We start from the raw sequence: 13,653 nt of genomic DNA on the forward strand, positions 1-13,653 counted from the left end.
GTCAGCTACCGCATGGTAGGGACCGGCGCTACTCCCGCCGTTTAATGGCACGACCTCGAAACCCTCCTCTTAGACCCAGTTATTGCGCTGGCACCAGCCCGAGCTGGTAGCGCGCTCCGTCGATTACGCCTTGCATTACCGCCAGCACCATCATCGGTCCAGTCCCGCCAGGATTGGGAGCGAGCCATCCGGCCACGGCGCGGACCCCCGCGAAATCGATGTCGTTAGTAAAGCGGTCGTCGCCTGGACGGCGAAAGCCCGCGTCACATGGGCTCCAGCTTCGATCATTGATGCGATGATCAGGTGGGGCTGCTCGGGGCGCGCAGCAGTCCAAGAGACTATCATTTTGGCTCTGAGGCAAAGCTGGGCCAAAGCTGGAGCATGGCGATGGCGCCGACGACGCGTTTGCAGCCCCTGGGCATGCGCCCGCAGTTCGGACATCAAGTTTGCGCTGCATCTTCGACCATCCACCAAATTCTCACTCTATCGGGCCGTTAGCATACCATGCCGATGGCGCGCGCCAATTGTGCCGGATGCACGTGCCTCAAGCGGGGCGCGACCGATTCAGAACAGCCTGCGCCCGCAGGTAATCCTCCGCCGTGTTGAGATTGAAGAAGCTGGCAAGCTCCGGATCTAGCGCGCGAAGCTCGGATTCCCGGAGCCAGCGTGTCGCCAGCCGCTCCAGCAAGGCGCGCAGGCGGGTCTCCTTGGCGGCCAGCAACGCGTCGATTGCCGTCAGCGCATCGGAGCGGCGATAGGCCGCGCACAAGGGTTGCGGTCGTCCCTGCACCTGCGCTGCCACAGCCTGATCGGAGGGTTCGAGCAGCGCGCACAAGCCGGCCGCCAATTCGACCCGCAGGAAGGGCAGATCGCAGCCACAAGCGAATACCACCGAAGCCTGGGCAGCGCGCAGCCCCTGGCCAAGCGCCGAGAGCGGACCGGGATAAGGGCTCGGGTCGAAGACAACTGACACACCGGCAAGCCCTTTCAACCAAGGCTGCTCGAGCTGGGCTGCGGCCGCCACGACAATGATTTTGGCAAAGTTTCGTTTGAGTTCTCCTACCGTTTTACTGAGTAAGCTGTCGTTGCCCAGGCGCAAGCCGGCCTTGGGCGCGCCCAAGCGCGAGCCGCGTCCGCCGGCCAAAACTACCGCGGCTAATTCAGCTGCCATATCCGCACTCGCGGCCCGGGCCGAGTCATGCTGTCAATGTGAACGAGCGGAGCATAGAAAGCATCGTTGGGATCAAAGACGGGAGTGGGCGCACCCGCAACCAACGGGTTTTCGTCCAGGCGCAACATGGCGTGTCTGTTGAGCTCGACCAATTGCACTGGAGTGGGACCAGGAGAGTAATAAGCCAGCGGGGGGAAGCTGTCAGACATCACCCAGCGCGCTCCTTGCGCACGTGCGAACGCGAGGTTCACGAACGGCACGATTTGATAGCGCCCCCATTCAAGCGGCGGCTTGCCATATGGGGTGGTGGGAGCAGTGGCCGCTATGACGCTGCCGGGGGGAACGTGGGCGTCGATCCATTGATGTGCCAAAGAGCGGGTATCGCACCGCCCGAGTAGGCGATCGAGCTGTACGTCGCGGATCGCGGCGGGAGAAAGCAGGACGGCCAGCGCCAAGACAATGGCGGCCACGGCGCGGTGGGTGCCAACCCACATCTGCAGGCGCGCAAGCACGGCCGCGACGAACCCCCCGGCCAGAATCACCATCGCGGGCAGCGGGATCATGACGTAGCGATAAAAGACATAATGGCTTTGGGTCATACCCAGGAAAGTCAGCCAGATAAATGCCATCAACGCCCAGGTCCCTGGCCGGGGACGCAGCACCGCCCACGCCATCGCCAAGGCCAACAGCGCCAGCAGTGGCCAGCTCAACGAGTCGGGCATGGCATGCAGCCACAGCCATCCCCAACCATAGCCGGCTTGCGCATTGGGCACGCCGTACAGAATGTAGCCGCGCTGGTAATTGAAGTCGGCGACCGTGCGCGCCCAATCCAGAAAGAAATAGGGAGTGGAGCAAAAGAAGACCAGAAAACAGACCAGGCCCATAAAGTACAGCCGCGGGGAGATCAACCCGCCCAGCCAGGATTGGCCATGGGCGGCGCGAGCTTCGAAGTGCGCAACGATAAGCCCACCGACCAGCGCTCCGGCCGGATACTTGGTGGCGACCGCCAGCCCAGTCAGAGCGCCGGCCGCCACGTAGTCGGCGAGTTGGCCGCGGCGCGCCATCCGGAACACAAACCACAGCGCCAGAGTTAACCACAACACGGTCGCGCTATCAGTCGTCGCAAACTTGGATTCCCGCACCGCGAGCGTTGCAAACGCCAGGATCGCCGCCGCGCTCAGCCCCGCCGGAATACCGAAGCCGTAGGCCGCGGTTAAATAGATGACGGGGATGGTAGCCGTGCCCATCGCGGCCGAGACGCGGCGTGCTACCAGGTAGGCTAGAGCCTGAGCATCGGCGCCGTAGGCGGCACGAAAATCGTGCCGATGGCCGGTCAGGGCGCCATAGCCCCACAGCGCCGCATGTTGGACGTACATCTGAGCAGCGGGATAGAGGGCGAAATGTGGATTCCAATCGTTCTGGAAATCTAGCGCCCGCGAGATCATATATTCCTCATCGGGCCGATAATGGTCGGGCCAGCCAAAGCTAGTGGCCGTAAAGCGCAGCCATCCACCGACTAAAGTGAGCAGGGCAAGACCCATCATCAGCCCGAGCGTAGCGGGCCGTGCCCGCGCGTCTGGCGCGGGCATGAGCGGAGCGGGGCCGTTAATCACTGCCACGTCCAGAGGACTAGCCACCGGAGTCGCGCTTTCCACAGTCTTGGAGGGTAGCGAAACCAGCGCTGCGGCCCAAGGCAAGCGATAGGGGGCATAGTGGAAATTCAAGCCCAACCACTTACCTTAATCTGTGTCTAAGCAAGCCGGAAACTGCGTAGTCGGACCCCTCGAGGCTGTTGGTTGCCCTTTTCGCGCCTAGCCTGTAGAAAAAATCCGTGGCGTTCGGTCAGTTTATCCCAGTCCTACAGCTCAAAACAGGCAACCACCACAGCCGTGCCTCAGCGCGTCTTCCGCCTTTGATTCTGCTCACAGCGCTAACCCTCCTTTCAGCTCACACGGCGCTTGGCGCCAACACTGTGGTCAACGGTGACTTGTCGCGTGGCTCGGGTGGCGCCCCCGCGAACTGGAAACCTGATGGATGGATGGCGGGCGCGACAATTTTCAAATGGTTGCCGGGCAGCGACGGCCAATTGATAATTATCAACCAGCGACCCAACGACGCACGCTGGGTGCAACGCCTTCACTTGACCCCCGGCTGGTACCATTTCAGCGCCGATCTCCGCACCCGCCAGGTCGGCTCAAACAACACCGGGGCGACTCTTTCCCTGCTCCAGGATTGGGTCAGCTCGCAGGAACTGCACGGCACCAACGATTGGCAGCCGGTCGATTTTTATCTCAAGGTTGGCAAAGCGGGCGCAACCGTCGATCTGGCCTGTCGGCTGGGCGGTTACGGCAGCACCAATGATGGCGAGGTCGATTGCCGGCACATCAGTGCGCTCGCCGTCGCTCCCCCGCCGCCGACCACGCCACGGCTCTTCGACCTCGATGCGCTGCGAGCGGCCAACACGCCGCCACCGCAAAGCGGGAACACCAGCATGTTTCTGCTGGTGCTGGGCATCCCCATCCTGCTGTTCGTGATCGCCTACCGCGCGCGCGCGCTGAAATCGGGATCGAGCGGCCCGCCCGACCTAGGCGCACCCGGCGCGCCGGGTCAAGATAGCCCAAAGCCGAAACTGCCGGCGGCTGGCGATACCGACATGAAAGCGATGGGGGTTGAAGCTGGGCCAGCGCTGCAACCAATCCGAAAGGTTGAAGTGGCACTGTTTCTGTTGTGTATGCTGAGCTTCGCCTATTTCTACCAAGCCTCTGATCACAGCACCGCCTCGCGCATCGATCTCATCCGTGCCCTGACCGAGCGCGGCACGGTATGGATAGACTGGTACGCTGGCTTCAACACCGCCGATATCGTCCAACTGCGCTCGCACATCTACTCCAACAAGGCACCAGGCGGCGCCTTGACCGGGCTGGTCCCGTGGGTTTTGGTGACTGGCCCGATGCATCTACTGATGAAGCCGGGACCATGGTTTTGGGCCCTGGCAACCTATTTGACCACGCTCATGTCGGTCAGCCTGATAAGCGCTCTGCTCTGCCTGCTGGCTTATCGCTTCGCGCTTTTGCTTGGCGCCAGCCAGCAGCGCGCCGTGATGGTCGCGCTGACTTTGATGTTCGCCACGATTATGTTTCCCCATGCCACGGAATTCACCGCCGAGCCGATTGCCGCCTTCTGCGTGTTCGCAGCCTTCTATCTATTAGTACGCACTGAACCTGCGGACGGACTAGGTGCCCCGTTGGCGGCAGGGCTGTTGGCCGGCTGGTCGGTGCTATGCGACTATCCCACCGCCATCCTGGCCGCGGTGGTGGGCTTTTACGCCCTGTGGAAATTAGGCGATTGGCGCAGGATTGGAATATTTTCTGCGGCAGCCGGGGCGATGGCACTGCTGTTGGCGGCCTATGATTATGTGGCTTTCGCCAACCCCTTCTTCCTCAGCTACGAGGCCTACATGCTGCCGGGCAGCGATCGCTTCGCGGCGCAAAAAGTCGGCTTCGCAGGCGTGACTTATCCGCATTGGTCAATTCTTTGGAACGTGCTCTTCGGGGCGCAGCGCGGCCTGTTTTTCTGCAACCCGGTGATGCTGCTGACGATTCCGGCCCTGCTCTACTGCTGGCGCTTGCGGGCTTGGCGCGCCGAGTTTATCGCGATGCTGGTTATGATTACCGCCTTCGTCCTGTTCAACGGCTCCTACGGCGATTCCGTGGTGTACTGGGGCGGCGGCACCGCGACCGGACCGCGCCACATGATTTCCGCCCTGCCCTTCATGGCCCTGGTGCTGGTCGCTTTGCCGGCGGCGTTCGATTATCCTTGGACCGCACTGGCCTTGCTGTCGGTATTTTTTATGCTGATGGCAACTGCGATCGACCCACACCTGCCTTACGAATACGATAACCCACTGCGTTATTTTCTGTGGCCCGCTTATCTGCGAGGCGACCTGGCGTTCAACAAGGGTCCCTATTTCGGTGGCCCGCCTATCGTGGGCGATGCCGTCGCCTTCAACCTGGGCAAGCTGGCTGGTCTGCCCGGCGCGCTCCAGCTTTTTCCCCTTTTGGGCGTGTGGCTGGCGCTGGGCTGGTGGCTATGCCAAGACTTGCCGGCAAGCTCCATGTCCTCACCCTGGCCGATCCGTGTGGGATCGCTCGTCCTGATCGCAATCTTCATCCCACCCCTGTTCGGAGCTGTCTTCATGCGCCCCAACCTCAAGCAACCCTACGGATTGTTGGGGCGCTACTACGAAGGCTTGGAGCCCGGTCGGTTCCCGCCACACATCGTGCGAATCGACCATCAAATCGCTTTTGACAACGTAGTCACGCTGGGCTCCCTGCCCTATCCCTCCTGCGTTACCTGGAGTGGTTCGATTTTCGCTCCGGTGGCAGGTCGCTATCGCTTTCTGGTTACCGCCGACGATGCCGGCTGGCTCTCCATCGACGGCAATCCCGTGATTCGCGATCCCGGTGACGTGACCAAGTTGGCGGACGAAGGCGAGATTTTAATGAGTGCGGGCTGGCATTCGATTCTAGTCGGTCAACGCAACATCTGGGGCGGTGCCTCGATGCACCTTTATTGGCAACCGCCCGGCGGCAACGGCGAGAGCCTGGTTCCCAGTCATTATCTCCGTCCCAGCCAGGTGACATCATCACCTAGGCTGAGTCGGCTGGAGCCCCGGCGCGCCACTTGATCTCGCCTTTTGGGCGCGCTCCCGGCTATAGCCCCTCGTGGCGCTCGCCGTAGGTTGGCACGAAAATCTGATCGAGCGGCAGTGGCCGGTCGATCAATCCCTGCTCCACCAGATAATTGACCAGGGCTTCCAATGTTGGCCGATTGGCCTCAATTCCGTATGGCCACGGATCGGCACCAAAGAGCTGGTCAATTTCCTCCAGATCATCCGACAGCCATGGCAGCATATAGCGCGTCGCACCGGCATAGCGCATTTTGGAAAGCGCAATCTTTTTCGCATCACACATCGCTTCGTACAAGCTGGAAGCGACGAACCGATGCTGCTGGTAAAGCTCGCGCCGAATCACCACCAGATGCATGATCGGAAAGATTCCGGTGCGCTTGTAATACTGCTTTTCAACCTCGCGGTAGTTGGGGAACAGGCGCACGATGTCGGGATTGGTACGGATCGCGGCCGGCACGCTGGTACCGGCAATGGCGTCGATCTTGCCCTCGACCAGCAATTGGTTGAGCGATTTACCGCTGTCGTTGATCTCGATATGTACCGGGCGCAGCAGCGGCGGCGCAGAGGGCCTGCCGTGGGCGCCGGCGCTGTTGATCGCGCCTTGCACCCATTGGATACGTGACAGATCGACGCCGTATTCGTGCTGCAGCAGGCCGCGAATAAATACCGCCGCTGTCATCGTGTACAGTGGCACCCCCACCCGCTTACCCTCTAGATCCTTGGCGCTCTTGATGCCCGCCTTGCGATTGACGCAGATAAAACTGTGGCGAAAGACCCGCGAGGGAAACACCGGAATGGCGACCAATGGACAATCGCCACCGGCTAGGCGGCTGATGTACTCGGAGCTGGACATTTCGCAGGCGTCGAACTCCAGCCCGCCCCCCATTCGATCGAAGATGTCGCGCGGCGAATCGATTGCCAGGAAATTGAGATCGATACCCACCGGCCGGACCTCGCCCGTGTAAAGTGCCAGCATCCGGTCGTATAGCCCACAGGCAAAGCTTACTTTGAGTTGAGACATTGGTAACGCTCCTCTCAGGTGCATCGCGCCGGTCGGATCGGCTGTCCAATTTGGCCCACAATAATGGGGCACGCACGGAAAGCAAACTGGGCGACCCGCGGCCACCGCCACCAAAATGCCCCTGCGCTTTGCGCGGGGGCGCGGCGGCGGGTATCGTTAGCCGCCAGCGTGCCTGTTAAGCCCACAGGAGTAATGGCGCAGTATCTGGGAATCAAGGAGAAGGTTCCCGACGCCATCCTGTTCTTTCGCCTCGGCGATTTCTACGAGATGTTCTTCGAGGATGCCGAAATCGCCTCGCGCATCCTGGACATTCAGCTGACTGCGCGCTCGCGCGAGGGTGCGCCGCTGTGCGGTGTCCCCTACCACTCAGCACAACCCTATATCGCCAAGTTGCTCAAAGCCGGGCGCAAGGTGGCGATCTGTGAACAGACTCCAAGCTCCGGCACGCGGGGCCTGATGACGCGTCAGCTAGTGCGCATCATCACCCCCGGCACCGTCAATGACGAGTTGGTGCTCACCGCTGACGAAAAGAGCTATTTGTGCGCGGTGGCGACGGCGCAAGAGCGCCTCGCGCTGGTTGCCATCGATATCTCCACCGGCGAGTTCAGGATTACCGATTTCACCAACCCATCCAGCCTGCTTGAGGAATTAAAGCGGTTGGCAGCGCGCGAAATCGTACTAGCTCATAGTGTCGGAGCAACATTGGCCGACCAGCTAAGCGGCTTTCCTCTGAGCCGCCTTAAGCCCGAGCAACTTACCGCCCAGCACATTGACGAAGTGCTAGCGCGCCGGGTCGGCGCCCAGGAAATGGCATGCCTCGACCAAAGCCATTTGCGCCAAGCCGCGGCGGCGGCGCTGCTCTACCTGGAGCAGACTTTCGGCCAGGAACTCTCCCATCTGGGCGCGCCGCAGCGATACAGGGCCAGCGAACATCTGGAAATCGACGAAACCAGTCGCGCCCACCTGGAACTGATACGCTCCAGTGAGGGCAGCCGCGCCGGCTCGCTACTCGCGGTGCTGGACGAAACCCGAACCGCCGCAGGAGCGCGCGTGCTCGCTTCCTGGTTACTCTACCCGCTGCTTGATCTAGCCGCGATCACGCGGCGCCAGGACGCGGTCGAAGAGCTGTTCGAGGCTGACCTGGGCGCGGACGCGCTGACTGCGATGGGCTCGATCGGCGATCTGGAAAGGCTGGTGGGACGCATCGCCAGCTTGCGCGCGGGGCCGCGCGACTGCCTCAACCTGGCCCGGGCCTTGCGTGCCATGGCCGATCTCAAACAGGCCTGCGCCAATTTCACTTCGGATGAAATAATCAACTTGACGCAGGCACTCGACCCGATGCCCGAGCTGGCGGAAAAGATCGAAGCCGCAATAACCGACGCTCCGCCGCTCAACCTGCGCGAGGGCAACGTGATTAGGGCAAATTTCGACGCCCGGATCGACGAGTTGCGCGCGCTTAGCACCGACGCTCGCGGCGTTATCGCGGCAATGGAGGCGCGCGAGCGCGAGCGCAGCGGCATCCCTTCGCTGAAGGTCCGCTACAACCAGGTGTTTGGCTATTACCTGGAGGTGACCAAGGCACATCTGGAGCGCGTACCATCAGATTACGAGCGCAAGCAGACGCTGGTCGGCGCCGAACGCTTTACTACCCCAGAGCTGAAAGAGCTGGAAGGTAAGATCCTAAGCGCAGAATCGGAGCTGAAGGAGCTCGAAAGCGAGCAGTTCTTCAAACTGCTGCGAGAAATCGCGGGAGCGCGAGCGAGCCTTAAGCGTAGCGCTAGCGCGGTGGGCGAACTGGACGCCCTAGTATCGCTGGCCCAGGTGGCACGGAGGCGGGGCTATGTGCGGCCAGCGATGAACTCCGAAGCGGTGATCAGTATTCGCGACGGCCGCCATCCGGTGCTCGAAGCGGGGCTGCATCGGGGCGAATTTGTTCCCAACGACGTCGAACTCGATCCTGCCGAGCGCCAATTACTGCTCATTACAGGTCCCAACATGGCAGGCAAATCGACCTATCTGCGCCAGGTCGCGCTGATTGTCATCATGGCCCACGCGGGCAGTTTTGTGCCCGCCAGCCAGGCCCGAATAGGGTTGGTAGATCGCCTCTTCACCCGTATCGGCGCGCGCGACGATCTGCGGCGGGGCGAATCGACCTTCATGGTGGAAATGCGCGAAACCGGACGCCTGCTGTCGGGACTCAGCGCGCGTAGCCTGCTGTTACTGGACGAGGTCGGACGCGGCACCAGCACCTTCGACGGCCTGGCGATTGCCTGGGCAGTAGCCGAGTATCTACACGACCACACCCAGGCCAAAGTGCTGTTTGCAACCCATTTTCACGAACTCACCGACCTTGCGCGGGAGCGGCCGCGGGTCAAGAATCTTTGCATGGCGGTGCGCGAATGGAACGGCGAGGTCATCTTTCTGCGCCGGGTAACCGAAGGCGCCGCCAGCCGCAGCTACGGTCTGGAAGTGGCGCGACTGGCTGGTCTGCCCCCCGCCGTGATTGAGCGCGCCGCTGAGATCCTGACCAATCTAGAAAACAGCGAATTGGATGCCGACGGCCGCGCCCGGCTGGCACGCGAGCGACGCCCCAGCAGCTCAGGACGGCAACTCGGGCTGTTCTCGAGCGCCGAAGAGCGTGTGCTGGCAGATCTTCGACAAACCATACCCGAGACACTCACGCCACTTGACGCACTTAACGAACTGGCTCGCTTGGTTAAACTGCTGGGCCCGCGCGGCGGCTGAAGCGCGGCAACTACAGGCTTGTGAGGAGCGGTGGGGATGGGAAAAGACGAAGCAGGCAGGAGGAAAGGGAGGAGCGCCCGTTGGACGCTTCTCCCTTTCCTCCTCCTGGCGGGGTTGGGGCTGGGCCTAGCCAGCCCCAACCCCGCCCGCGCCACCACCCTGCTCGCCGTGCAGGCCCGTCAAGCCCAGTCCGCGGTCCTGCTTGATTTCCTCCTCAGCGCTCCTGCACCTTGGCATTTGTCCCACGCCCACGGCCAACTTCGCATCACCCTACCCCAGGTCCATCTTGCCCTACCCGTGCGTCCTCTGTTTGGCGCCGAACCTGCACCGTTAAGCACGTTGCGCACGATCGAGAGCACAACCGGCTGCGAAATCGAGCTCGCGGTCAGTGGTGAATGCGCCTATGCGGCCGGGTTGCGCGGCAACCATCTGTTGGTAGCGCTGGCCCCCGCCCACGCCGCAATCGACCTGGCGGCAGCCCTGAGGCACCTGCGGCTGGGCCCCGCCGCTTCGCCGGAGCGTGCGGCGACGCTACCATTTACTCCGCTACTGAACCAACCGGCTGGCGCTTCGCTGGTTGTGATCGACCCTGGCCACGGCGGCTTTGACCCCGGCACCCGTGCCGCCAACGGGCTGCTCGAAAAGGACCTCGCGCTGACTCTGTCCCGCAAATTGGCCGTGGCGCTCAAGCAGCGCGGCGTGCGCACCTTGCTTACCCGCGACGACGATCGCTATCTGAGTTTACCCGCCCGCACAGCGATCGCCGATCGCGCCGGCGCCGACCTGTTTGTTTCCATCCACTTGAACTGGAGCCCCAATCCCAATGCCGCTGGCCTCCAGGTATACTACCTCAACAACACGACCGACCGAGCGACCCTGCGCCTGGCGCGGATGGAGAACCGGGGCCAGGACACGGTGCCTGCAAATGGCGGGCTCGATTACATTCTGAGTGATTTGCGCCAGGAATATAAAGCCACTCAATCTTCAGCCTTGGCCACCGGGATGGAAGCAGCGGCGGTGGACCGGCTAAGGGCCCAATTTGGCCCCGAGATTCACGGGCTGGGGGCCCATCGTGGCCCCTTTTACGTCTTGGTTGGGGCGGCAATGCCAGCGGTGTTGGTGGAAGGCGGCTTTTTATCCAACTCGCGCGAGACCGCGCACTTGATGGATCCCACCTATCAGCAGGCTTTGGTCGACGGACTGGCTCAGACCATCGTGCAATATCTTAATCAAAACCAAAGCGCCGGAGCGTTGTGAACCCACATTCCGAAGGTCCCCCCGTTGGCGCAAGCGCACCACCGGCTTGGCTGCTAGATGAAGCTGAGTTGCTCGAGCGCATGAAGAGCGAGCGCCCGGGCCAGGTCGTCAGCCAGCGCTGGAAGATGGCGCGCGAGGGGCTCAAGGAGCGCCATTTCGCCGGCGCCAGTGGCAGCGAAATCGTTGCCGCCCTTAGCGCCGCGATGGACGCTATCGTCCGCGCCTTGTGTATGCATGGCGAAGCCCAGTATCGCGGTCGTTTTCCTCGCCTAACCCAGCGAATGGCGGTGTTTGCGCGCGGCGGTTATGGGCGCGCCGAGCTCAACCCGTGCTCGGATATCGACCTGTTGTTTTTGCACGAATGGAAGCCCGGTCCCTACGTGGAGATCGTGGCCGAGACCATCCTGCACGCGCTGTGGGACGCCGGTTTGGCGGTGGGCCATGCCGTGCGCAACGTGCGCGAATGCGTGCGGATTGCCGATAGCGACTTGAAGGAAAAAACCGCACTGCTGGATTGCCGCTATTTGGCCGGAGACGGGCGCTTGCTGGAGGACTTCAACCAGGCCCTCAACGACGACATCCTCAATCGTAATCAAGGCAAGTTCTTCAAGGCCAAACTGGAGGAGAGCCGCCAGCGCCAGGCTCGTTACGGCGATACCATCTACCTGCTCGAACCCCAACTCAAGGAAGGCGAAGGGGGTTTGCGCGATCTTCACACCGCGCTCTGGCTGGCCAAGGTCAAGTACAAGGTTCGCGCCTTGGAGGAATTGGTCCAGAAGGCGGTAATCAGCCAAGCCGAGTTGGCCGAGGTGCTAGCGGCGCGCGATTTTCTGTGGCGCCTGCGCAATTCGCTGCACTTTGTCAGCGGCCGCCATACCGATCAGCTCACCTTTCAGTACCAGGAAGACTTGGCTCCTGTGCTTGGCTTCAGCGCCGGCCCGGGCCTGAGCGCCAGCGCGGCTCTGATGCAAGCCTACTACCAGCAGGCCAGCGTGATTCACATGTTCGCCGAAGGCCTGATCGCGCGAGTGACCGAAGAGCCCGAGACGGGCTTCTTCCGACGCGGCCTGGTGCGCCAAATTCGCCCGGGCGTGGTGATTCAGAAAAAACTTCTGGCCGTGGCCCAGAGCGACTTTTTTCGCCGCGATCCGCTCAACCTGGTAACGATCTACGCCGATTGCCAAGCTCACGGAGTCGAGTTGTCGGGCAGCACCTACCAGCTGGTGCGCGACAGCCTGGGCCTGATCGACGACACGACCCGCGCCGATCCGCGCTTTGGCGCGGCCCTGATCTCAATCTTACAAGGCGGCCAGCGAGTAGCCGATACGCTGGAAGCAATGCATCGGTCGGGCGTGCTGGGCGCGTTGATTCCCGAGTTCGGCAATCTCTACGCCCGCGTCTTGCACGACCTCTATCACATCTACACCGTCGATCGGCACTCGCTTATCGCGATCCGCGAGTTGGAGCGGTTGCGCGCGGGCGACTCCAAGACCACCCTGCCGCTACTCACCGAGGTGGCGCGCGCGCTGGATACGGTTGCATTGGTCTACTTGGCCCTGCTCCTGCATGACATCGGAAAGGGGCACGGCCACGACCATCACGAACGGGGCGCGCTGCTGGCACGTGAGGTCGCCCAGCGCTTGGGGCTGGCGCCAACGGAGGTCGACACCGTCGTGTTCCTGGTCCGCCACCACCTTTACATGTCCGAGGTGGCGCAAAAGCGCGACATCGACGACCATCAATCGGTCGCGGAATTTACTCGCGGCGTGGGCTCCATCGACCGGCTCAAGGAACTCTACCTGATGACCTTCGCCGACATGCGCGCAGTAGCACCCAAGGTTTACACTAACTGGCGCGATTTGCTGCTCAGCGACCTCTACATGCGTGCCCTCAAGTTGCTGGAACAGGGCGACCGCGAGGCGGTCGATCCCGCGCGCGAAGTGCAACTAGCTAAAGACGAGTTGCGCTTGCAACTGGCCGGCAATCGCGAATTGGAGGACTTCCTGCGCCAGATGCCTGACCGATATTTTCTTATCACCCCCCGTCAGGATGTGCCCCTGCATCTGAGCCTCATGCAGCGACTGCGCGAGGAACCCCTGATCTGCCATCAGCGCCATTTTCCCGACCGTGAGTTCAGCGAATTCACCGTGGTGACGCGGGATCAGCACGGGCTTTTTTCTAAGATCGCGGGCGTACTGACGGCCAACAGTCTCAACATCCTGTCGGCCCGAATCACTACCCGTGCCGATGGCATTGTGCTGGACAGCTTTCGCCTCTCCCATCTGGGCGGCGGCGCCGTAATGGCGATGGAAGAGGAACGTTGGTTGCGGATTGAGCGCGACTTGCAGGCGGTACTATTCGGCACGATGCCGATCGATGACCTGGTGGCACGCAACCACCCGGCCGCCGCTGGCGGCGGGCGGCGGTTTGTCTCGCGGGTGGCGACCGAAATCACCATCGATAATGCCATCTCCGATCGCCATACCGTGATCGACGTGTTCACCCAGGACCGGGTGGGTCTGCTGTTTACCATCACCCACTGTCTGTCGGAACTGGGACTAAAGATTCATTTGGCGCGCATCTCGACCAACGCCGATCAAGCACTGGACGTTTTTTACGTAAGCCAGCAAAACAACGGCAAAATCACCCAGCCCAAGCAGTTGGACAAAATTCGCACCGCCCTGCTTGGCGCTCTGGACGAACCGGCGACCCAGACCGAGACTACCTCGGAGCCCGCCGCATGAACCCATCCGAGCAGTGGGAGCGAGC

At 62.0% G+C, this 13,653-nt stretch carries 8 protein-coding genes; 4 read left to right on the top strand and 4 right to left on the bottom strand.

What is annotated here, in order from left to right; translation table 11 throughout:
* Positions 1–79: 79 nt before the first annotated feature.
* The 3 genes from VKV28_06605 to VKV28_06615 all read right to left on the bottom strand — a co-directional run bounded on the left by VKV28_06605 (position 80) and on the right by VKV28_06615 (position 2,808).
* Positions 80–457: a hypothetical protein gene (locus VKV28_06605; GenBank protein ID HLH76466.1), complete on the bottom strand. Its 378-nt coding sequence runs from the start codon at positions 455–457 to the stop codon at positions 80–82.
* 87 nt (positions 458–544) lie between these two features.
* On the bottom strand, positions 545–1,171 hold the full coding sequence (locus tag VKV28_06610; GenBank protein ID HLH76467.1) for a molybdenum cofactor guanylyltransferase: 627 nt from the start codon (positions 1,169–1,171) through the stop codon (positions 545–547).
* Entirely contained in the window at positions 1,156–2,808 is a 1,653-nt protein-coding gene (locus tag VKV28_06615) for a glycosyltransferase family 39 protein (GenBank protein ID HLH76468.1), read from the bottom strand. Before VKV28_06615 ends, VKV28_06610 begins: the two co-directional genes overlap by 16 nt.
* Positions 2,809–3,209: 401 nt before the next feature.
* Between VKV28_06615 and VKV28_06620 the strand changes: the two genes are divergently transcribed.
* Complete coding sequence (locus tag VKV28_06620; GenBank protein ID HLH76469.1) at positions 3,210–5,858, top strand: PA14 domain-containing protein; 2,649 nt, start codon at positions 3,210–3,212, stop codon at positions 5,856–5,858.
* Positions 5,859–5,883: 25 nt separating this feature from the next.
* Here VKV28_06620 and VKV28_06625 read toward each other — a convergent pair whose 3' ends face one another.
* Complete coding sequence (locus VKV28_06625) at positions 5,884–6,882, bottom strand: ABC transporter substrate-binding protein (protein HLH76470.1); 999 nt, start codon at positions 6,880–6,882, stop codon at positions 5,884–5,886.
* 192 nt (positions 6,883–7,074) lie between these two features.
* Here VKV28_06625 and mutS point away from each other — a divergent pair, with 192 nt between their 5' ends.
* The 3 genes from mutS to glnD all read left to right on the top strand — a co-directional run bounded on the left by mutS (position 7,075) and on the right by glnD (position 13,628).
* A complete protein-coding gene (gene mutS / locus VKV28_06630; protein ID HLH76471.1) occupies positions 7,075–9,627 on the top strand; it encodes a DNA mismatch repair protein MutS in 2,553 nt (850 codons plus the stop codon).
* A gap of 36 nt (positions 9,628–9,663) precedes the next feature.
* Entirely contained in the window at positions 9,664–10,884 is a 1,221-nt protein-coding gene (locus VKV28_06635; protein ID HLH76472.1) for an N-acetylmuramoyl-L-alanine amidase, read from the top strand.
* 80 nt (positions 10,885–10,964) lie between these two features.
* Complete coding sequence (glnD, locus tag VKV28_06640) at positions 10,965–13,628, top strand: [protein-PII] uridylyltransferase (GenBank protein HLH76473.1); 2,664 nt, start codon at positions 10,965–10,967, stop codon at positions 13,626–13,628.
* Positions 13,629–13,653 lie beyond the last annotated feature (25 nt).

The sequence above is a fragment of the Candidatus Binataceae bacterium genome (assembly GCA_035294265.1).
Lineage (GTDB): Bacteria > Desulfobacterota > Binatia > Binatales > Binataceae > DATGLK01.